Source organism: Paenibacillus sp. CF095, assembly GCF_900101225.1.
In the GTDB taxonomy this organism is placed as follows: Bacteria; Bacillota; Bacilli; order Paenibacillales; family Paenibacillaceae; genus Paenibacillus.
The window spans coordinates 1,092,389-1,116,256 of the sequence record NZ_FMZN01000001.1 but is presented as its reverse complement, the minus strand read 5'-3'; the positions used below and the strand labels follow the sequence as shown (position 1 = coordinate 1,116,256).

16 protein-coding genes are annotated in these 23,868 nt (G+C 46.2%); all 16 read right to left on the bottom strand.

Annotated elements, in window-relative coordinates; genetic code table 11:
* Positions 1–132: 132 nt before the first annotated feature.
* A complete protein-coding gene (gyrA, locus tag BLS69_RS04985; protein ID WP_091029014.1) occupies positions 133–2,595 on the bottom strand; it encodes a DNA gyrase subunit A in 2,463 nt (820 codons plus the stop codon).
* A gap of 12 nt (positions 2,596–2,607) precedes the next feature.
* Positions 2,608–4,587 carry a DNA topoisomerase IV subunit B gene (gene parE / locus BLS69_RS04980; RefSeq protein WP_091029012.1) on the bottom strand — a complete coding sequence of 660 codons (1,980 nt, stop codon included), beginning with the start codon at positions 4,585–4,587 and terminating at the stop codon, positions 2,608–2,610.
* A gap of 76 nt (positions 4,588–4,663) precedes the next feature.
* Positions 4,664–5,653, bottom strand: a complete 990-nt coding sequence (locus tag BLS69_RS04975; protein ID WP_036613298.1) for an ABC transporter permease — start codon at positions 5,651–5,653, stop codon at positions 4,664–4,666.
* Positions 5,646–6,611, bottom strand: a complete 966-nt coding sequence (locus BLS69_RS04970) for an ABC transporter ATP-binding protein (RefSeq protein WP_091029011.1) — start codon at positions 6,609–6,611, stop codon at positions 5,646–5,648. The genes BLS69_RS04975 and BLS69_RS04970 overlap by 8 nt, the downstream gene beginning before the upstream one ends.
* Positions 6,612–7,484, bottom strand: coding sequence for a GDSL-type esterase/lipase family protein (locus BLS69_RS04965; RefSeq protein ID WP_371129033.1), 873 nt, complete (start codon positions 7,482–7,484; stop codon positions 6,612–6,614).
* 292 nt (positions 7,485–7,776) lie between these two features.
* Entirely contained in the window at positions 7,777–8,583 is an 807-nt protein-coding gene (locus tag BLS69_RS04960) for a CAP domain-containing protein (protein WP_091029008.1), read from the bottom strand.
* A 316-nt stretch (positions 8,584–8,899) separates the two neighbouring features.
* Positions 8,900–9,358, bottom strand: coding sequence for a GNAT family N-acetyltransferase (locus tag BLS69_RS04955; protein ID WP_017687788.1), 459 nt, complete (start codon positions 9,356–9,358; stop codon positions 8,900–8,902).
* On the bottom strand, positions 9,348–10,535 hold the full coding sequence (purT, locus tag BLS69_RS04950; RefSeq protein WP_091029007.1) for a formate-dependent phosphoribosylglycinamide formyltransferase: 1,188 nt from the start codon (positions 10,533–10,535) through the stop codon (positions 9,348–9,350). The genes BLS69_RS04955 and purT overlap by 11 nt, the downstream gene beginning before the upstream one ends.
* A 252-nt stretch (positions 10,536–10,787) precedes the next feature.
* Entirely contained in the window at positions 10,788–11,810 is a 1,023-nt protein-coding gene (locus BLS69_RS04945; RefSeq protein WP_091029006.1) for an NAD(P)/FAD-dependent oxidoreductase, read from the bottom strand.
* Positions 11,811–11,872: 62 nt separating this feature from the next.
* Positions 11,873–12,862 (bottom strand): ABC transporter substrate-binding protein, encoded by a 990-nt coding sequence (locus BLS69_RS04940; protein WP_091029004.1) that lies wholly within the window; start codon positions 12,860–12,862, stop codon positions 11,873–11,875.
* Between the two features lie 131 nt (positions 12,863–12,993).
* On the bottom strand, positions 12,994–14,634 hold the full coding sequence (locus tag BLS69_RS04935) for an AraC family transcriptional regulator (protein WP_176872594.1): 1,641 nt from the start codon (positions 14,632–14,634) through the stop codon (positions 12,994–12,996).
* A gap of 210 nt (positions 14,635–14,844) precedes the next feature.
* Positions 14,845–16,695, bottom strand: a complete 1,851-nt coding sequence (locus BLS69_RS04930; protein ID WP_091017941.1) for an ABC transporter ATP-binding protein — start codon at positions 16,693–16,695, stop codon at positions 14,845–14,847.
* On the bottom strand, positions 16,692–18,464 hold the full coding sequence (locus BLS69_RS04925; protein ID WP_091029001.1) for an ABC transporter ATP-binding protein: 1,773 nt from the start codon (positions 18,462–18,464) through the stop codon (positions 16,692–16,694). The genes BLS69_RS04930 and BLS69_RS04925 overlap by 4 nt, the downstream gene beginning before the upstream one ends.
* A 324-nt stretch (positions 18,465–18,788) precedes the next feature.
* Complete coding sequence (locus tag BLS69_RS04920) at positions 18,789–22,475, bottom strand: dynamin family protein (RefSeq protein WP_091029000.1); 3,687 nt, start codon at positions 22,473–22,475, stop codon at positions 18,789–18,791.
* A 307-nt stretch (positions 22,476–22,782) separates the two neighbouring features.
* Positions 22,783–23,055 (bottom strand): hypothetical protein, encoded by a 273-nt coding sequence (locus BLS69_RS04915; protein WP_017687779.1) that lies wholly within the window; start codon positions 23,053–23,055, stop codon positions 22,783–22,785.
* Between the two features lie 23 nt (positions 23,056–23,078).
* Positions 23,079–23,774 (bottom strand): endonuclease III, encoded by a 696-nt coding sequence (gene nth / locus BLS69_RS04910; RefSeq protein ID WP_036607558.1) that lies wholly within the window; start codon positions 23,772–23,774, stop codon positions 23,079–23,081.
* Positions 23,775–23,868 lie beyond the last annotated feature (94 nt).

Genomic DNA, 23,868 nt, shown 5'->3' with positions numbered 1-23,868 from the left:
CGATCGACCGTAATCGACGAAGGTTGTTAAACTTCGCATGGATGACCTCTTCTAATCCGCCTTCGAACAACAAAAAAAGACTCTTCGCATGACAGGATTAGCTGTTCCGCGAAAAGTCTCGTTTGTTTGTTTTTATGAAGATGATGCTGGTTGATTCTCATTGAAGTCCCTCAGAAGTTCAACGATCTCGTCCTGTTTATCCACAGGAACAATCAGTTTGCCAATATGTTTGCGCTCAGTAATCGGAACACCTTCCGAAGAGATCTGATGCACTTGGCCTTCCTTAGTCATTACAGTGATCTTACGTTGCTCTTTGCAATAAAACGCTCCAACAATACGGCTGCCATTCGGTTTCACACGTTTACCTTCTTTGAACTCGAATGTGGCAAGCCCCTTGCCTCCACGGCTCTGGACAGCATAATCCAGGAGTAATGAACGTTTACCATATCCCAGATCGGACAACACGGCAACTTCACCTTCATCTCCTTCTACCCATAGAGCGGATACAACTTCATCTGTATCTCTCAACTGAATACCACGAACACCACCGGATACACGTCCCATTGGATTGACCTCATCCTCTCGGAAACGAATCGCCATGGCTTCTTTTGTAATCAGCATAATATCTTGAGCGCCTGTACTTAGATGTACAGATAACACTTCATCGTCCTTGCCCACTTTACAAGCCGCAACTGCACCGGAACGCTTGGTAACGTAATCCTTCAGCTCCGTTCGTTTCACCTGTCCTCTTCGCGTAACGAAGACCAGACTGTGATTTGGCTCTTCAAAGGATTTCACAGCAAGCACACTTGCAATACGGTCATCTTTCGCAAGGGGAATCACATTCACAATGGCCGTGCCTGGATCTTTCCACTTGAATTCAGGTACCTGATGAACAGGTAACAGGAAATACTGACCTTTCCTCGTAAAGACAAGCAAGTTCTCAAGCGTGTTTACTTCCAGAACCTGAGCGATATAATCGCCATCTTTTACTCCACTTCCGCTCCGTTCACCACCAGAACGTGTAAAGGACTGCATGCCTGTACGTTTCACATATCCCTCTTTGGATAACGTAACAAATACATCTTCCGCGTTCACAAGTACTTCGAGATTAACCTTGAGTTCTTCCACTTCACCCTGGATCGCAGAACGACGGTCTATGCCGTATTTCTCACGAATCTCCATCAATTCCTTGCGGATGACTCCGATGAGCTTGCGGTCACTATCCAGAATGGATCGTAATTGCGCAATCTTTTTCATCAGCTCACCAAGTTCCTTCTCCAGAGAGTTAATCTCCAGATTTGTCAAACGGTACAATTGCAAAGTAAGGATGGAATCCGCTTGACGTTCCGTGAATCCAAACATCCACATCAGGTTATTCTGAGCATCCTGCCGGTTCTTCGAAGCTTTGATCGCTGCAATGACCTCATCAAGGATGTTAAGAGCTTTAACCAAGCCCTCCAGCACATGTGCACGGTCTTCCGCTTTCTCCAGCTCAAACCGGGTACGGAATGTAACAACTTCCCGCTGGTGGGCAATGTAAGCCTCCAGAATTGATTTCAATCCCATTTGTTGTGGTGCTTTATTCACAATCGCAACCATATTGAAGTTATAGGTGACCTGCAGGTCGGTTTTCTTCAGCAAATAAGCCAAAATACCTTGTGCGTCCGCTTCTTTTTTCAACTCAACCACGATTCGCAGACCTTCACGTCCGCTCTCATCACGCACTTCGGCAATACCTTCAACCTTCTTCTCAAGTCGGATGTTCTCCATCGCTGTAACCAGACGAGACTTCACGACCTGATAAGGAATTTCGGTAATGACGATCTGCTGTTTGCCACCACGCATATTTTCAATCTCGGTTTTGGACCGGATATAGATCCGTCCCTTACCTGTGCGATAGGCATCCAGAATGCCGTCACCGCCCATAATCAATCCGCCTGTTGGAAAGTCTGGCCCCTTCATAAACATCATGATCTCGTCCAGCTCAATTGACGGTTTCTCCATCACAGCGATCGAAGCATCAATGACTTCACGCAAATTGTGTGGAGGAATCTCCGTTGCAAATCCGGAGGAAATACCGCTGACACCATTAACCAGCAAGTTCGGATAACGGGATGGCAATACAACCGGTTCTTTGGCCGTATTATCAAAATTATCCTTAAACAGAACCGTCCGTTTCTCGATATCGCGAAGCATCTCCATCGCGATGGGCGACAAACGGGCCTCCGTATACCGCATCGCCGCTGCCGGGTCATCATCCTGTGATCCCCAGTTACCATGACCGTCCACGAGCATATGGCCCATTTTCCATGGCTGAGCCATCCGCACCATGCCCTCATAGATGGATGAGTCACCATGTGGATGATAATTACCCATTACGTCCCCAACGGTTTTGGCAGACTTGCGGTAAGTCTTGTCAGGCGTATTACCTGAATCGTACATGGCGTACAGAATACGCCGTTGTACTGGCTTCAACCCATCCCGGACATCCGGAATGGCTCGATCCTGAATAATATATTTGGAGTAGCGACCGAAACGGTCCCCAACGACCTCTTCGAGAAAGGCCGGCATAAATTGTTCTGATGGACTCATTCCAAGCACCTTCTATTCTTCGTACTCTGTAAAGTCGACGTTCTCTACAATCCAGCGTTTCCGCGGATCAACCTTATCACCCATGAGCGTAGATACACGACGTTCTGCTTTTGCTGCATCAACAATCTGTACCTTCAGCATCGCACGAGTTTCCGGATTCATTGTTGTCTCCCACAGTTGATCCGGGTTCATTTCACCTAGTCCTTTATAACGTTGAAGCTCAACATTATTACCGAATTCCTTCATATAATTCGCCAGTTCTTCATCCGTCCATGCATATCGAACACTCGCGAGCTTACCAGACTTACGAGTAAGTTTGTATAATGGCGGCTGAGCAATATATACTTTGCCTGCATCAATTAAAGGCTTCATATAACGATAAAAGAAGGTCAACAGTAGCACCTGAATATGTGCGCCATCCGTATCCGCATCGGTCATAATGATAATTTTGGAATAATTGCTGTCTTCAACTGCAAATTCGGTTCCTATGCCCGCACCGATCGCTGCTGTAATCGCACGGTATTCTTCATTTTTGAGAATGTCGGCCAGCTTCGATTTTTCCGGATTGAGCGGTTTTCCCTTGAGGGGCAAAATAGCCTGAATCTTCGAGTCGCGTCCCTGTTTGGCAGAACCACCTGCGGAATCCCCTTCGACAATAAATAACTCATTGCGGGTAAAATCCTTTGATTGCGCCGGCGTCAGTTTGCCGTTCAGGTTGGAACTTTCACTGCGTTTCTTGCCTGTACGCATATCATCACGTGCTTTGCGAGCTGCTTCTCTGGCTCTGGAGGCTTGAACCGCTTTGCGAATTAACGTTTGAGCTACCTGCGGGTTTTCTTCCAGAAACCTTTGAATATTCTCGGACACGACCGAATCCACTGCACTTCGAGCGGAAGCGCTGCCGAGCTGATCCTTTGTCTGACCCACGAACTCAACATCTGACATTTTGACACTGATGACGGCCATCATACCTTCACGCAGGTCATTACCTTCGAGGTTTTTGTCTTTTTCCTTAATCATGCTGGTACGCCGTGCGTAATCATTCATTACACGGGTATACGCAGCCCTGAATCCGGTCTCATGAGTACCGCCACCCCGAGTAGGGATCGAGTTCACGAACGAAGCCAGTGTTTCCGTATAACCCGCGTTATACTGGATTGCCACTTCGACTTCAATGTCATCCTTCTCCGCATAGAAGTGAATAACATCATGCAACACATCTTTATTTTCGTTCAGAAAAGCAACAAACTGGCTTGCTCCGCCTTCATACATGTATTCATCCTGATTGCCCGAACGTTCGTCCTTGAGCACAATTCTCAGACCTGAATTCAGAAAAGCAATCTCCTGGAGGCGTTCTGCCAATGTATCATAATTAAATTGAATGCCGTTCTGGAACACCCGAATATCCGGTTTAAATGTAACTTTTGTACCTGTCCGATTGGTATTGCCCAACACTTCGAGACCGGAGACCGGTTCACCGACATGTTCAATCCCTTTTTTGTCCTTCCAATACTCGAATCGCTGACGATGAATCTTGCCATCACGGAAAATCTCGACTTCAAGCCACTCGGACAATGCGTTTGTAACTGACGCACCTACACCGTGCAAACCGCCTGATTTTTTGTATCCTGATCCACCGAACTTTCCGCCTGCGTGCAAAATCGTAAACACGACCTGGGGAGTAGGAATCCCTGTTTTATGTATACCTGTCGGAATTCCCCTTCCGTTATCCTGAACCGTAATAGAACCGTCCTTATGCAGCGTGATATCGATTTTGGAGCAGAATTTGGCGAGATGTTCGTCGACAGCGTTGTCGACAATTTCCCATACCAAATGATGTAGACCCGAAGTGCTGGTGCTGCCGATGTACATCCCCGGCCGTTTCCGTACCGCTACCAACCCTTCAAGTACTTGAATGTCGTCCGCGTCGTAGCCTGAAGACCCCTGTCCTCCGCCTGTCGATCCTGCCGACATATCGATTTGCTCGACCATTCATGCTCCCCCTTCTTAACTTGCAACTAAAAAAATGCCTAAAATGCAAACAGATGTTTTCTTATCCTTGTCCATTTTAATTCAAGATATCCCGTTTCGTAAAGACAAGGAATGACACAATGAGTGAAGCAATGCCCCAAACACTAAGCACAATAAGGGAAAAACCTAAATTCATACCCTCGATTGGAGGTAATCCGCCAGACAAATAATTCGGAAGTTCGAGGTTAACCATGAACAGATACTTCGCTGTCTGCCAGGATGCAGCCATACTGGTCAAGATTGTTCCTGCAATCAGAGCGGCCATCATGATAACGATACTTGCAGCTGTACTTCGCACAAGTACGGATACCATAAATGCAAGCATAGCCACAATTACACTCACAAACCAGATCAGTCCTGCCTGCATAAGCATATACAGCCACTGGTCTACAGCATGCACTGCCGACATATCGACATCTGTTCCCACAACTTTGAATCCTGTGAAGATTGGCATGTTGAAGCCTTTGTAACCAAAGACCGCACCCGATATGACATAACATATAATGTAGGCTGATACCACTATGATTGAAACAAACATAATCAGCGTAATTAATTTACTCAGAAGCACTTTCCAGCGTCTAACCGGACGCGTTAAAAGCATTTTAATCGTACCTGTCGTACGTTCACCTGAAACAAGATCTGAAGCAATAGCCATGATTAACAGTGGAATAAACAATCCAACTGCGTTGTTCATGAACTCCCGTGTAAAGGTAACACCACCCGGTTCTTTGGGATTGATGTCATTTTCGAGATAATACTGCATCTGTTGGATATATACTGTTCTATATTTTTTGTACTCTTCAGGTACCCGATCGCTACCGAGCGAATTTTGATTGTCTGTGATGGCCTGTTGCAGTTCAAGCCGCCAATCGCCACCAAACTTGTCGCGATTATTCTCCGCAGATTTCATCTGGGCATACGTAAACATTGGTACGAGGACCGCAAGTACAATAAATATAATATAAAGCCGTTTTTTCTTCACCATCTTAATCGTTTCATTACGGATCAGCGGCATGATATTACTCAATGGATTCACCTTCTGTCATTTTTAAGAATAGTTGTTCAAGCGTAGGCTGAATTCGCTGTACCCCTTCAACCTGTATACCAGCTTGAACCATCTGCTGCACCAGATCAGGGATTCGATCTTCATGCATCTCGGCAACCACAGCGTTTGGACCAAGGCCCGCAACAATGGTATCATCCATCACATCCGCAGGTCGACTTACCAGAGCAATGCCTGCATCCAGTAACATCTTTTTGCCTTGCTCCAGTGGTGAAACATGCCATATAGCCAACTTGGAATGATCTTCTATCAGTTCGCTTACACCTCCAACGGCAAGCACACGCCCAGCACTGATAATCGCTACTCTGTCACAGAGAAGCTGGATCTCACTTAACAAGTGACTGCTGACAAATACAGCCATACCTTCACTGGCAAGTTGCTTAATAAAGACACGAAGTTCCTTAATGCCTTTTGGATCAAGGCCATTCGTCGGTTCATCCAGAATGAGCAGACGCGGTCGCCCGAGCAGCGCTTGTGCAATACCAAGCCGTTGACGCATGCCCAATGAGTATGTTCTGACTTTATCGTGAATCCGCTGATCCAGACGCACAATATCCACAACTTCCTGAATGCGCTCGTTGTCCACACCTGGTTGCATGCGGGCAAAATGCTCCAGGTTCTCCCACCCTGTCAGATATGTATATACCTCCGGATTTTCAACAATGGAGCCTACATACTTCAAAGCACGCTCAGGGTCCCGATTCACATCATAACCACAGACTTTAATTTTTCCTTCTGTCGGTTTGATCAGATCCACCAGCATCCGTATCGTTGTTGTTTTTCCGGCACCATTGGGACCGAGAAATCCAAAGATTTCACCAGGTTTTACGTCAAATGTAACGTCCTTAATGATCCACTTGCGTCCGATCCGCTTCTTCAGATGCTGTACAGACAAGACGGAATCATACTGCTTCTCTGCCATTTAATTTCCGCTCCCTTCTGTCGGTGTATCTGCCTGGAATTCCTGTGTGATCCGAACTGCAATTTGCTCATAACCTTGTCCGTTGGGATGGAAATGATCTGAAGAGAGATACTCCCCCAGATGATTTTCAAATAAATCGAATGTAGGGACCAGTGTCATCTTGTCCTCATTGTTCAAAATAGCCAGAGCAGCATCGTTCCATGCAGCAACCACTGCATTACCCGGCTTCTCCAGTTCCTTCACATCGCCAAATGGATTGTACAGCCCTATGTACGCAATCTGTGCATCGGGATTAATTTCTTTGACTTTCTTCAATATCTCTTGAAGGCGCTTCGACGTTTCCGGCAAAGCCGCTGCCAGCTGCTCTGCTGTTGGCGGATCTTCCCCCTGTAGAACTTGTCCTCCCTGGAACAGATCATTCGCGCCGATCGAGAGCAAAATAAAATTGGACTGCTGCAGGACGTATCGCACGCCTTGCTCATCGAGTTTTTCCAATAAAGCATCCGTTCTCAAACCGTTTACACCCAGATTATTAAGAACCTGAACGTCATATCCTTTATCTTTAAGCAGGTTCCCTGCACGTCTCACAAAACCGAGTCCTTCATCATCCCCCGTACCTCTTGCCAGGGAATCGCCGATGACAGCCATCCGAATCTTGCCATCTTCCACTACAGCCGGTTCTCCTCCTTTATCCTTAGATGGAGCAGTTGCCTCTTGGCCTGTAGTTAACGCTGAATCTCCCTCGGGGAAAATCACGTCTTTTATGGCGTATCCAAATCCAAATAACAACAACAAGGTTGCCAAGATGGATACTGTACTGACGGTTCTCCAGATCCATGGTGCTGAATCAAGGCTTTTTTTCTTTTTCATCATCACATCTCCGCTCATGTACACCAATCCGGGTGCTTAATAATTTATAATGACTTTACATTAAGGCGTGTCTGAAAATCCGCTTCCTTCGGAGTTTTCAGACACGCCCTGATGATGCTATTCCTAAATAACATAAATGTTCTGTCGTTAATTTGCAAATTTTGGCGCTATATTCGCAGAATTCATTTTCCTTATGTCATTTTACGGAAAAAAGGTTATACCATACACAGATTTGAACTGTGTGCTGGCATAACCTTGTGGAAAAGAAATTCATACTTTCTTCATTATAAATCGATTATTTACCGATAAACTCTTGTGCCCAGTATCCGTTGTAGAAACCTACACCGATATGCGTAAAGTTTTTGCTCAGAATATTGGCACGGTGACCTTCACTATTCATCCAAGCTGTAACCACTTCCTGTGGTGTTTTTTGTCCTTGGGCAATGTTCTCACCTGCATAGCTGTAAGTTACTCCGAATTGTTTCATCATATCAAACGGAGAACCATACGTAGGTGACTGGTGATCAAAATAGTTGTTGTTGCTCATATCTTTTACTTTAGCAACAGCCACTTTGTCCAGAAGTGCATCTGAAGACAGAGCGTTCAGACCTGCTTTAGCACGCTCAGCGTTCACAAGTTTTACAACTTGAGTAGCAAAGTCGGATTGTGTGCTTTCGCTACCATTATTACTTGTATTGTTACCTGTATTACCTGTGTTTGAAGGATCTTTAGCCGGAGTAGTTTCCGGTTTTTCTTCTTGAGCTGGTTGTGTTGGTTTAGTCGGTTGCTCAGGCTTAGTTGTAGGCTCAGCAGGTTTTGTTGTTGGTTGAGTTGGTTTTGTTGTCGGCTCAGCAGGTTTCGTTGTTTGATCAGGCTGCGTAGCAGGCTTCTCTACAATTTGCCCCTCGGATACGGTGTATCCATTTTGTTTGAGCCATTTCTCAATATAAGCTTTCAAGCTGTCTGTACTTGTAATTTTGTACGTTGTGATAGTCTTATATGTTGAATCTGCAGCAGACGCGGAAGCAGGAAGCATTACCCCTACGGCCAGTACGGCTGTCAGACTACTCGTTACGACAGTTTTCATCCATTTCTTTTTCAAATTCATTCATCTCCTTAAGATTAGTTATTACAACTTTGTAATTAATACTCTAGCAGTATATCAATTCAACAGGAGATTGTGAACCTATAAAATATGGAAAAGTAACTTTTTTGTCATTTTTTAGAATGTTACAGATTTGTCTGAGAGCTTATCCTGTAAGGCTCTATCCCCGTTGACAAAAGCACAAAAAAAAGACATTCGGACTAAAAATGCTAGTCGAATGTCGCTTCACCATCTATTTATCATTCACCACACCAGAATGTGCAGATCAGGATATCATGAGAATTTCCATGCAATAGAAGAAACTTTTTTTATACTATAGAAGAACTTTACTGAACCGATAGCCTCTCTTCTGAAAACCAATGTGCTCATAAAAAGAGTACGTTGTTGAAGTCACTTCACGGTTAGCACCCGTGACAAACAGTTGTTTACCACCTTGCTGTCTGCCCCAATCTTCGGCACGAGCCATCAGACGACGGCCAATCCCACCACCACGATGTTCTTGACCTACAATCAGGGAAGTAATTTGTGCGGCAGGTTCTGGATAGGCATGACTTTGCACACATTGCAAGCCAATCACACCAATAATTTGTTCATCCACTTCGGCAACAAGCATGCATGCGTTTGGATTGGTTTCCAAACATTCAATGCGTTCTTTCATGACATTGGTTGTTGTCGGATAGCTGACCTCTCGCATCAGTCCCGTTACCGCTTCAGCATCTCGCAGCTCACACTCTCGGATCATCAGTACAGGGGCCTCAACATTATTGGACATGATTTACCTCCACTTTCAGCATATTAGCGGCTTGCACCGCTGTTTTACGAGCTTCTTCCACATCTTGGCCAGCACTTAAGGCTACAGCCATTCGGCGTCCTACTTTGGTCTCAGGTTTGCCAAATACACGAATCTGAGTACGAGGAATAGCCAGTGCTTCTTCTATCCCGCCTACAGTAAAGTCAGATGTTTCATCATTAGCCTTCAGCGTTGCTGAAGCTCCCGGTGTCAACAGATGTACACCTGTGACCGGAAAACCAAGAATTGCACGTACATGCAGCGCAAACTCGGAACTGTCTTGCGTCACCATTGTAACCATTCCTGTGTCATGTGGACGAGGCGATACCTCGCTGAACACAACACCATCCGGAGTCAGGAACAATTCCACTCCAAACAGTCCATAACCGCCAAGTTCATCCGTGACGGATTTGGCAATATGACAAGCCTGCTCCCATTGTTCAGGAGTCATTGCATGAGGTTGCCAGGATTCGACATAATCCCCATCCTTCTGAATGTGGCCGATCGGAGGACAGAATACGGTGCCAGATACAGACCTAACGGTAAGTAATGTAATCTCACTGTCAAATTGCACAAAGCTCTCCACGATAACACGAACAGATTTGCCACGTGCTCCCGAAAGAGCAATGTTCCAGCAATCCTCCACGTCGCCCGGTGTACGGCATACACTCTGCCCTTTGCCGGAAGAACTCATCAATGGTTTAATGACACAAGGTGTGCCAAGCTCACGTACGGCTTCCTGAAGTTGTTCCAGGTTGTCCGCAAAAAGGTAGTCAGCTGTCGGAAGTTTCAATTGTTCGGCTGCAAGCCGACGGATGCCTTCGCGATCCATCGTTAAACGTGCAGCTCGGGCAGTAGGTACTACACAAAATCCCTCTTCCTCAAGCTCCAGTAAAGCTTCTGTTGCAATAGCTTCAATCTCAGGTACGATGTAATGAGGTTTTTCTTTACGGATCAATTGTTTCAAAGCTTCGGCATCCAGCATGTCGATGCAGTAAGACCGGTGCGCGACCTGCATTGCAGGTGCGTTCTCATAACGATCAACAGCGATCGTCTCTACTCCCAGTCGTTGGGCCTCAATAACGACCTCTTTTCCCAATTCTCCACTGCCTAGTAGCAGCATTTTTTTGGCTTGAGCCGTAAAAGGAGCACCCCACATGTTCTTTCCAATCCTCCCAAAGAGAAATCTTCTATATCTGTCTCTCTATTTTCGGGGTTTTGGTTAAAGATTGCAAGAGTACTCCCTATTTTTCTTGTGAATTTTACAAGATTTTTTGTGTTTTTTCGATCAAATTTTACAATTACCGCTTACAGATTCGATACTCCTTCCATTCCTCCCAAAATTAAGGAAATGTTAAAAGATCAGACTTTAATACTCCAACGAATCGAAATACACAAACAAATCCCAAGTTTAAAGACTTGGAATTTGTCGATTTTTTTCTCTGAAGATTTCATTATGGGAAGAAACATAAGCCATCTGGGGTGCGTCTGGCGTCATATATTGTTTCGCACTATTAACTGCCACGATCGCATCATTGAAGGCACCTGCAATGAGTCTAACTTTGCTCTCGTGGGTCGCACAGTCCCCTGCTGCAAAAACACCCGGAAGACTCGTCTGTGCATGGTGGCTCATTAGAACCATTCCATCGTCCATTTCTAAGCCACAACTGGCAAGATCACTTAAATTGCTTTTATATCCATGACTAATGACGACTTCATCCACTTCCAACACTACATTGTCCTGACTTTTCATATGCGTGATCACAACCTGCTGGATTCGATTTCCATTATTATGAAGCTGCGTGATGCTGTATGGTGTTCTCACATCCGTTATATTGTTCATCTCACTGACATTTCGTTCCATCGCGCGGAACTCATTATTCCGGTGGATTACAACTACACTGCGAGCAAGTTGAGCAAGTTCAATTGCCCAGTCTACAGCACTGTTGCCTCCACCCGAAATGAGTACACGCTTCCCAGCGAAATGTTCTGGATTTTGCACGGTGTAATGAAGGTTCTCTTGCTCATATTCAATCGGCTCCTGAAGCTCCAGCTTCTGAATCTCTGCGATACCGCGGCCTACTGCAACAATGATCGTGCGCGTATGGTGTATCTCCCCTTCAGCGGTATACATACTCCATATTCCGTTATCCAGTCGGGAAAACCTTTCTACCTGGCAATTCAATACAACCGTTGGATTAAACGTATTTGCTTGCTGAACAAGCCATTCGATCAACTTCGAACATTTCATAGGTGGCAGGCCACCAACATCCCAAATTGTTTTTTCCGCATAGGTATGCAGAAAACCACCAAGTTGGTCCTTCCCTTCAATGATTTTGACTTTCATATCACGCATCCCTGCATAAAAAGCCGCATACATGCCAGCAGGGCCGCCTCCAATGATGGTTACATCATAGATATCCTCTTCATTCATTTTAAACACACCTTGTTTATTTAGTTATGAATTCGAGATACAAGTAACATTCCCAGTTTGTTTTATTTGTTTTTTGCTTCAAAAGCAGCAACAATATCATCAATGACATATTCATCGGCAAGTGGAGACATTCCCAGATTGAACCATTCCTTGCCACCCACCATGTAGACGTGGTCCTGCTTGACTGCTTTCAGATTTTTCCATAACGATGAAGATAACATTTCTTCAAATTTCTTTTTAATTTCCGGATTAGTCTCATCATCCAGCTGTACGATCAGATGATCTGCGTCGTATTCAGGCAGTACTTCCAAGGATACGGACATGGCCGTTTGATCTTTCGGGAAATTAGGAAGTGGATTCATTCCCAATCGTTTGTGGACAAAGTTTCCTCGGTCAAGGTTCTCCCCATGAAGTACGATTTCTTTTTCCATCACTCTAATGTAGAGAACAGTCTCCTCACCAATCAGCTTATCCAATTTGGCAGCAGCTACCTTCTCCTTATCCACCAAATCCTGGATCACCTTTTCTGCCTGTTCTTCTTTGTCCAAAACTTTGGCCATATCCCGCAGTTCATCGCGCCAATCATCACGCTGTGGCAAAAGTACGGTAGGTGCAATCAGAGTAAGCTGATCATAGTCCTTTTTGGACCACCAGTCAGGAGCGATAATTAAATCCGGAGCTGCCTCCATGAGGGCTTCAAAGTTAGGCGTTCTTCCTATTCCCATTTTCATCGTGTTTGCAAATGGCTCTTGCAAGTAAGAAGGAAAATCCTCATGGTAGTTCTGTACAGCAATGGGTACGATGCCAAGTGAATATAAAAATTCTGGATATACAACGGACAAACCAACTATTTTTTGTGGGTTCACCGGAATTTCAACTTCTCCCATTTCCGTGTTCACTTTTTTCACCTGACTGGCTTCTGTTGTTGAAGAATTGGCGGAACCCGCTTCTTGTCCCTTGCTCGAGGATGCTTCTTTGCCTGCTGCACCACAAGCCGAAATAACGAGCATCAACATCATTGTGCATATTACGGTTAACCATCTGAATCTCATTCTGTATGTACCCCCTATAGGTCATTAATATATGACAATGTCTAATCAATAATAATTATCATTATCACTACGATATAGGAGTAGTATAATAAAATATGTTCAGGCATGATATTGACTATTCAGACTTTTTGCTATGGACGATCTTGCCATAACTTTAATATTTCATCCAACATAAGCTCATGGGTAAACGCAGTGTAGTCCAGCAGGACGCTCGACAACAGGATATCCATTCTGCCATCCTGTACTGCTAACAACTCAAGCCATTCTTCAGACTTACGCACAGCAGACCATGTCTGCCTGGATGTCTCATCATCACCCACAATCAGTAATATTCTTTCAACGTTGAGAACAGATAGTTCCTTAATGGTCGCTGTTCCCCGTTCCCAATAAGTCTCAACTCCTTCAGGACCCTCCATTTGCATATCAACGTAAAAAACGGAAGCAATGCTCCTTGGGCCTAACATCTGCAACGCTTCACCATGAACTTTGAGTACAACCAGTTTGTCTTTTCGTATGAAATCTGCAAGCTGATCCTTAATGATCTTTACCTTCTCTTCATATCTTTGAAGCCATACCTCTGCAATATCCGACCTGTCCAAAAAGCTTGCAACATATCTCAAATGTTCTCTCCAATCGCCTTTTCCCCACGGGAGGTCACACACTGGAGCAATGGATTGTAGCTGACTTTGCAGAGACTCAGACTCCGTCCCAATCGTAATAATATAATCAGGTTTAACTAATCGAAGCTGTTCCAGCCAGGTGGTCTCACTCTCTGCTAGTGGCATAACTTTGTCCGTTTCATATTTACGTCTATAATAGTATGTCCACGGATGACTTGCCGGCGCGGCACATGGAATGATCTGCAAAGCAAGCAGTATACCAATGCTCAAAGAATGAAGTGCAGCAATTTTTTGTTTGCTATTACGTATAAACGCTGCTGGTGGAATGCCAGAGATTTGTTTGAATTTACGCCGGAAATACGTCTCATCCTGATAACCCACGTACGATGCCACATCCTTGAGTCGATAACTGTGATCATTTCTCATTAAGATCTGGGCTTGTTTGATTCGATATAGCGTTAAATAGTCCACTGGACTGTAACCATACCTTTTCTTGAATAAACGCATGAAGTGTCGAGGGCTCATTCGTGCCACATTTGCTAATTCCTCAATGGTTAATCTCTTTGAATAATTCTGCTCCATGTAGCCTTTGACATGTTCAATTGGTGAAGCCAGATCCGTCTTTTCGGCACAGGCCACGTCATAAAACATGGTATACAAAAGTTCCTGAAAACGAATCTGACCATAGTACCTTTGCAAACCATCCTTCTTCAACGTGTGGTGGTAAATCATCTGACAGATCACGCCAACAGCAACGGGCGAAGATGAGCTGACCCCGCCATTCACTTCATTACGTAAAAGTTGCTTCATCATATCAAGGGCTGTTCCACCCTCCTGCTCCAGTGCGTACATGACATCAAAACTCATGTGATACACGCCTCGTTCATCCAACGAATGCACATTTGCCTCAACCAGTTGCCCCGGGAAGCCTACATACAGTCCGCCCGCCTTCAATTCGATGAAACTGCCATCGATCTTTAACCACCCTTGTCCACTGGCTACAAATAATAACATGTATGTTTCAATGAAGTGTTTCCTCAGAAGCCACTCCGTCGCAGGGTCACTCGTATAGTTCACGTGAAGGAGCCTAAAATTCATATGATCCAGGTGATCCAAATGCTTTGAATTTATTTCGTTGTTGTCCATCTGCATTGATCTCCCTCCAGCCATGAACGATTGTATTGATTTCATTCTTCAAAAATATAACATACCACACTAATGAATAAAAAAAACACTTCGGCTATCCTCTAACCTGTCTTCAATGAATAAGATACACTTATTATTGAAAGATCAGGCTAAAGAACGCCAGAGTGTTATAAGTTCAGATGTGTTCAGACGCTTCACAGGCGTCCGAAGGTTTCATCACAAAAATCTGTATTGAGCTTCTATTAATCCATTATACACGCCTTGTTTTTGGATAAGCTGCTCATGGTTACCCTCTTCTTTAATTTCACCATGATCCAGGACGATAATGTTATCTGCATTCCGGATGGTTGAGAGACGGTGAGCGACCATAAAGGACGTTCTTCCCTGCAACAGCACCTTCAACGCTTCCTGGATTTTAAGCTCTGTCTCCGTATCAATGCTGGCTGTAGCTTCATCCAGAATCAGTATACGTGGATCAGCAAGCAGCGCACGGGCAAAGGATAACAATTGTCGCTGTCCCATGGATAATACGTTCCCGCGTTCCTCTACTTCGGTATCATATCCGCCAGGCAGCTTCATGATGAACTCATGTGCATTGACTGCTTTGGCTGCGTCCTCCACCTCTTCATTCGTTGCATCCAGTCGTCCAAATCGGATATTGTCACGAATCGTACCCGAGAAGATGAAGGTATCCTGTAATACAATGCTGATCTGGCTGCGTAAACTCTCTACCGTTACATCCCGCACATCCTGTCCGTCAATGGTGAGACGTCCGCCAGATATATCATAGAAACGACTGATCAGATTGATGATCGTACTTTTACCTGAGCCCGTATGACCAACAAGTGCAATCGATTGTCCCGCAGCCGCCGAGAAGCTGATTCCTTTCAGCGCCTGTCTGCCCTTCTCGTATTCGAACACAACATTTTCGAATGCGATATCTCCTTTAATAGAAGGAAGTGGCTTGGCACCTGGTTTATCCGCAATACTTGGTTTTTCATCCATGAATTCGAAGATACGCTCCGATGATGCCATCGCAACCAGCAACTGATTGTACATCTGTCCCAGACGGTTGATTGGGTCCCAGAAGTTGCCGACATAGTTGGCAAAAGCAACAAGTAATCCCACAGTCAATTGACCTTCCTGAATCAGATAAGCACCAAACCAGAAAAGGATTAATGTACCGAATCCGCCGGTAATCTCAATCAGCGGTCCAAAGCCCTGGTTCATCGCTGATGCTCTATCCCATGACTTTTTGCTGGACAGGTTCATGTTGTCAAAGTATTTCATGTTCTCTTTTTCCTGGGTATAGGCCTGAGTCACTCGAATTCCTTGAATGGATTCATTCAAGTGGGAGTTAATCCGAGAGTTCTTCATGCGCACATCCTGCCAAGCACGACGGATCAGCACCCGCAGTTTGGTCGAGATGATAAACATGATTGGCACCGTAATGATTACGGCAAGGCCCAGTTTCCAGTTAATCAACAGCAAGATCACAATGATCCCGAGCAGCTGTACGCAGTCGATCATGACGTTAACTGCACCGTTCGTGAATAGATCCTGAAGGGAGTTAATATCATTCGTAACACGTACCAGTACGGAACCGGCCGGCCTTTTGTCAAAAAAGTTAAAGGACAGCTTCTGGATATGCTTGAACAGATCCGAGCGAAGATCATAAATAACGCGCTGTCCGATAATGTTTGTCAGTTTGATCCGGTACGTATTGGCAGCCCATTGAATGAGATACAACACAAATATGGAGCCTGCGATAAGATACAGCATAGTCATACTTGGCAACCCTGTTGCCGGTGCGATGGCCCGGTCAATTGCCAGACTGATCAGAAACGGTACGGACAATTTCGTAATGGTACCCAAGATCATCATTAGAATAACAAGTGGTAACAGTTGTTTCGCATAAGGTTTCATGTATGCAAATAAACGTCCGAACTCTTTCCAGTTAAACGGTTTTTCAATAATTTCATCATCCTGATACACAAATCGTTCATTCAGTTTCTTCTCAGAGGCCCCTTTGGCCTCGCGCCTGTCTGCTATCGTTTCGGCACTCATGAATTCACCTGCTCCCCAGCCTCCCGCTTACCGCGGGCAATATAATCTGCATATTGAATTTTATAAACATCCTGATATGGTCCAGGCACTTCAATGAGTTCGGTATGTTTGCCACGTTGTACCACGCGGCCTTCATCGAGCACCAGAATCTCATCTGCATGTCGTAGTGAAGAAATACGGTGTGCAATAATAAATGTCGTTCTGCCGCGCATAACTTCCTGGAAACCGGATTGAATCTCGTGTTCTGTCTCCATGTCCACGGCGCTTGTTGCGTCATCAAGTACCAGAATTTTCGGATTTTTCAGCAAAGCCCTTGCGATCGCAATCCGCTGTTTCTGTCCACCCGATAAACCCATACCGCGCTCACCAACCACCGTGTCATATCCGTCCGGGAATTCCATAATGAAGTCATGAGCCTTGGCCAGCTTGGCTGCACGGATGATCTGATCCATGGTGACGTTCTTAAGCCCGTAGGAAATATTATTACGAATGCTGGATGAGAACAGGAATGTTTCCTGGAAAACAGAAGCGATCTGACTCCGCAAACTGCGAATGCCTATATCTTTGATGTTTTTGCCATCCAGCTTGATTGTTCCCGAGTTCACGTTATAGGCACGCATCAGAAGCTGAATGATGGTCGATTTACCAGACCCTGTCCCCCCGAGGAAACCGATTACAGAACCGGGTGCAGCATCAAAATTAATATCGGTTACCGCTGGCATTTTGTTGCCGTAGGCAAAGGTAACGGATTCAAATGTCACATGGCCGTTCACCTGGTCTGCCTCCACAATGACCGGATCTTGCGTTTCTTCCACGTCCACTGGCGTATTGAGCAGTTCGAGCACCCGCTCACCTGAAGCTTTGGATTGCGTATAGTTGTTGATATGGAACCCAAGGTTCCACATTGGACCGATTATGTACCAGATCAAACTGAAAAAGGCAACGAGTTCACCGAGTGTCAGCGTCTTCTGTATAACCATTCTTCCACCAATCACAAGCAACAGCACGATACTCACCGAAGCAAGAATCTCCATGATCGGAAAATAACGACTCCACAATGTTGCAGCATGAATCTGATTTGTCTTGTAACGTTCATTACGTGTAGAGAATTTCTCCACTTCATAAGGCTCACGTGCAAAGGATTTTACCGTACGTACGCCAGTGATATTCTCCTGTACCGCTGTTGTCAGTGAACTGAGCGCCAGCCGCATCTCCTGAAACGCAGGGTGAATTTTGGATTCGAATCTCAGCGCAACGAAGGCAAGTAATGGGATGCATATGAGTGTGAACAGTGTAAGCTGCCAACTCATGGTCATCATCATGATTGCGCCGAATACGACCATCAAAACCATGTTGAGAATCTGGGCGAAACCAAATCCGATAAAGTTACGGATGGCTTCCAAATCTCCCGTGAGGCGGGACATCAGATCACCTGTCTTGGCCGTATCATAATAACGGAAGGATAAAAATTGAAGCTTTTCATAACATGCGTTACGAAGTCTGTACGCCAGGAAGTTACCCAAGCGTCCTCCAAAAAAGCCATGTAAAAACTGCATTCCCGCTTTCAAAATAACTACACCTAACACTGTCAAGGCAATTATGGGAACGTCTTCAAAAGTTCGCGGAACAATAATGTCATCAATCAGTATCCTCAGCATATACGGATACACCAACCCAAGTGCGGTTGCTAAGGCGAGGAACAAGATTGATACAAATAAATACGTTCGCTTTTCCCAAAAAAAGATTTGCAGTTGCCTAAGAACATCCATGTTTCTCCTCCTCTTATGTCGTTCAAAAATACTATGAACATTTATGAAGTTTATCACCGTACCCCATTCGCGGCAAAGCGAATAACAGACCATATTCTGCCTGCTTTCAGCTTATTGACGCATTAACGAAGGTAAATACCCACCTTTCAATCAAATGTTTGAATATTCTCTTTATTTCAGGTTGTTCGTACCAAAAAAAGGCTCCCTATATGCCTTTTCGGCAGGGGCCTTTTTGGGTTGATTTTCGCAACATTTTCAATGTGTTGCTGTATCATTCATTTTGTTTTACAAAGACTTCCAGAGAATACGTGTTATTCCGCGATTTTAACTGCGTTCAATCTGTTCCAGTTGGTTAGACAAGCTGGTCCATTGCTCGGCCGGAATTCCGCTCTCCAACGTATCTTGAATTCCACTCACCGCCTCATCCAAACGTTCTTCCAACTGACGCGATTGGTGTTGCAATGATTGACAAAGCTGGTTGTCATAAAACTGAATCAGCTTGTCTTGTGCAGCAGGAAGAACTTCAATGATCATCTGTTTGAGGACAGGATCAAGTGCCTCTTGTAATCGCTGACGTCCATCTCCTTCGAAGAACTGTTTCGGATTGCGGAAATAATTCAAATAGCTTTTCCATCCTGACGGTTCTTCCAGACGAACTTCTTCAAGCACAGGTGTACTCCAGCGTTCGTTCAGTGGCAGTGACACATCCACGCCCCCTGATAACTGTCTCACCTCATCTATACAATCCGTAACTTGCTTCATCAGCCAGGTCTGACCTGCCTGTTCAAGTCTGAGGGTGGTAGCAAGCAGTTCCTGCTCCAGTTCAATGGCAATCATACGTAACAGTTCACGTCCACAGGCTGCAAAAGCCGTCTTCAGATTGCCCCGATCCTCCCGAAGTACGGATGGATGGAATGCTTCTGCCATGAATAAACCAAGGCGATAGGCAAGTCGCTGCCGCACATGGAAGAGTAGTTCTGCTGTTTCCTGTGACAATTCTTCCTTCATGGATCGCTCTGCAAGTAGCTGTATGCGCTGGCGTGACTGTCCCTGAATAGTCTCCAGTTCATCCCGCCGCTGCTGCAAAGCTTCCTCCCCTTGAGCCGCATCCTCCGCACGCTTCTTCAGCCGCTGAATGACACGTGCCATCTCTTCGGAAGCGCCACCTACGGCAAGATCGGCTAATTCTCTGCCCGCAAATTGGTTGAACTCTTCCTCAAAACGGATAAAACCGGATTGCTCCAGCAGCTTCGAATCACCTGCCATCTTGCCTTCCATCGCCAGTATACTGGATACCGGGAAGAGTCGTGGTGCCCGAATTCCATTACTGCGCAGTTGGGTGCTCACATGATCGAGAACCTGCTCCAGTTCTTCCTCAGAGGAAGATAGATCACTGGCATTCACAACAAAGAACATCTGATCCATGGCAGAACTATCCTTAACACGTCCCAACTGATTCAGGAACTGGCGATCTCCTTGTGAGAAAGCATGGTTGTAATACGTTACAAAAATGAGGGCATCCGCATTCTTCATATAATTGAAGGTTACACCCGTATGACGAGCATTCACGGAGTCCGCTCCTGGTGTGTCTACCAATACAATGCCTTGTTCAGTTACATCGCAACTGTAGTAGAGATCGATACTGTCTACAAAACAGGACTTCTTCTCGTTTGCGACAAAGTTACGATAACCGTCCAGATCCACCAGCACATCCTGCCCTAGCTGGTCCGCTGTTTCTTCCCAACCAGCTGCCGCTGCCTGCAAAAAGCTGTAATGCGGGCGCCCCGCCGGATGTACATCCTGTGGCGATAGGGAACGTACTCGCTTCTGCCACTCCGCTCCAGGCTCACCCAGTCCGAGCAATCGGAAGGAATAGGCGAGATCTTCCTTGAAGGCGTCACGGGTCTTCATGCGGACCCGGGCTGTTCCATGCTCCGCGCCCCCGGCAGGAGCCATAATCCGGTTAATCGCCGCTGTTGTTGGATGCGGCGAGACGGGTAGTACAGCTTCGCCCAGCAACGCGTTGGCGAAGGAGGATTTGCCGGCGCTGAATGCTCCAAACAGCGCCAGAGTGAACGTGCCGCCCGCAAGCGAAGCCGCGCGTGCACGAAGATCCCGTACCGCCGACCCCATGGCGGGGTACGGCTCCACCAGCGCAGCAGCGGCTTCGAGCCGTGCCGCTGCTGCGTCCAGGCGTCGGCGGCGTTCAGCACCAGCCGCCGCCGATGGCCCAGGCACTGCCGCTGCGGCTGCGCGCTGCGCTGGCGGTGCCTCTGACGTCTGTGGCTGCGCAGCCACAGACGTTGACGTGCCCGCATGCGGACCGGGTGCTTCGCCCGGTTCAGGCACCGCGGGCACGTGCGGGCCCTTCACCTCCGGCAATAGCCCGGAGGGGAGGGGGCCCGCATCGGGCAGCAGGCTGCGTAGCCCTGCTGCCTCTGCGGCGGCGCTGCGCTGGAGCGCCGTGTAGCGCGCCGCCGCCGCGGATTGCGCCAGCAGCGCTGCGCGGCTGGCGTCCAGCGCCTGGAGCGCGGCTTCGCCTCGCGCGCCCAGCGCTTCCAGCATGCGGTCGGCCAGCATCATGGCCGACTTGCGATAGCGGGCCTCAATCTCGCCCCGCACATCTTTACTGAACTGAATCACATACTCTGGAGATACCTCTGCACTCGCACTACGTTTCATCTCCAATAGTGCTTCATCTACAGCAGGCAGCTCCGTATTAAGCGCTTGCTCCCACTCCGCTCCCCATAGCTGATGGGATTCACCCAGCTGTCTAAGCATCGTACGAATATGTACCTCAACTTGTCCGGAAGCCTGATCCTGTAACAGTCTTACCAGCTCAGAAACACGGCGTTGTTTCTCCTGCTCGGTTTTGCCACCTGAGAACAATAAACCTACCCTGAAGCCCGGTTTGCGGCTCTCCAAATAGGCAGCAGCAGACGTACGAATATCCGCAGGAGTAAGATTTGCATTCGCCAGAAGAGGTTCCAGCTCTGCCCGGAATTTCTCACGCACTCGCGAAGGCCCGGTACGAATGTCTGCTGCTTGTTGATCAAGAAGCTCCAGCTCTCGTTCCAAGCGTTCAATTCCTTCCTTGCCACCAATCTCATCCAGCAGGGAATTCTCTTCGTCTTCACGTTTCTCCGCTTCTCTCGTCAGGTGTTGCTCCGTTACATGACTGGCCGAACTTGCCAAACTGTGCGTAATTAACGCTTCCTTCTCTTGCATCATGTGTTCAATAAGTTTCGGAAGCACATCCCACTGGTTGTAGCGATGCTGCTTGTCGCGGAGGGAAGTAAACAACAGTCCGTCATATCTGACTTCCCAGGCCGCAAATATAGCTTCGACACCTTCGGTATATTGGTCAAAAGAGAGCTCACGCTCCCGATGCTTGTCGATCTGGTTCACGATCAAAAACAACGGTTTGCCCCAATCCGACAGACTCTTGGCAAATGAAAGGTTTGTCTCGGACTGAACATGATTATAGTCCATGACATAGAAGACCACATCGGCCAGATGAAGCGCGGAATGGGTTGCGAGACTATGTCCGCGATCTGTTGAATCCACACCTGGTGTATCCAGCAGGACAGCATCATCTTTCAGCAAAGGAATATCATCCCACACCTCAATCGAGCTGTACGCTCCACCATTTTTGCAATACGCCTCCAATTCCTCTGGAGAAACTTCAAGTGTTCCTGCTCCATTGTCAGCGCTTACGTTTGGAGTAGTATAAATAAGCGCTCTTGGCTTACCATTACGTATGGATACCACATTTGCACTTGTTGGCACGGGACTTGAAGGCAACACCCGCTTACCGCATAAACTGTTGATGAGACTCGATTTGCCTGCAGAGAAATGACCACAGAACGCAATCGTCAGATGTTTCATTTCCGCCTTGCATATTAAATCCGTTAAAGCCTGTACAGCCGTATGGTCCCCTGTCTGCTCCATCGCTTCACGCAGCGGAAGCAGAGGTTTGGCCATTTCTTTTGGGTAATCTGTTCTGGACATGACTGGCCTTCCCCCTGGCTCCTCTAATTTGACATCCGTTTCGACGTCTATCTCTTTTACAACATTTATTTTAACATTATCAAGTTTGAATTTGAACGGTTGGAATTGAATATACATAAATGAACGTATAAATCTATAATCTAAAAAAAATAAAACCGAACAAGTCGGTTTTATCTGTAATACGTTTTATACTCGGTATTTAGCAAATGCTTACGCCAAGTGTCTGTTGCATGAATGCGATGCGATCATCTTAACCACAACGATCCTCATGACATTAATACAACAGAACCCATAGTGTAATCACTTCTTATGAAACTGCGTTCTCCATGGAAGGCAGCAAGATTTCAAATACTTGTCCATGTTGCAGAATTGTAATGTCTCTGCCTTTGTCTCTCATAACAACAACTTCTGGTTTAACGGACATACGCTCCAGATAATGTTCAGGCACGTCGCCAGAGTGGCTTACTGTGATGCCTTCTACTTCTTTTTCTTCATTTTCAGCCATTTCCTGTTCAACGATTTGTTCAAAGATATCGGAGAAGGCCTCAAAATTGTCAGTGTACACGGAAATGCATTTCATGATTATTCATCCTTTTCTGCTCATTAATTTATTTTTCGTTTTCGGGTGGTGACACGTTCCTTATCTTTCCTGATTTGGGACGTTTTCATACGTTTTTTCCCTTCCCTGCATATGTCCAACAATGGACAGATATGACACGCAGGGTTCTGTGCCTTGCAATGGTAGCGTCCAAAAAATATAAACCGGTGGTGAGTTAAAGTCCACTCGTCCCGGGGTACGCGCTTCATTAGTTTCTTTTCGACTTCAAGTACGGAGTCATCCCAACCTGCAAGCGCCAGCCGCTTGGATACACGTTCAACATGAGTATCTACCGCAATTGCCGGTACTCCAAACGCATTGGAAACAACTACATTCGCGGTTTTCCGCCCGACACCTGGTAGCGTCACAAGCTGATCATGTTCCTGCGGTACATCACCGCCATACTGCTCTATTAAAATTCGGCACATGTTCTGAATATGCTTGGCCTTGTTCCGGTACAAACCGATTCGCCGAATATCCTGTTCCAACTCTTCGAGAGGAACCGCCAGATAATCTGCTGGGCTTCTGTACTTCTGGAACAAATCTGCGGTTACCTTGTTCACCGTTTCATCGGTGCACTGGGCAGACAAAAGGACAGCTACCGTCAATTCAAATGCATTGCTGTGATTTAATTCGCAATGTGCATCAGGAAACATTGCTTCCATAGTTTCGAGTATATGTCTAACTGTCGCTGCATTCATGAAGAGCTACCTCCCACAAAATGACTCCACGCTGCGGAGCCTTACTTCGAAGCTTCATCCGAGTACTTTGCGGGGACCTCAAAAAGCTTGCAAA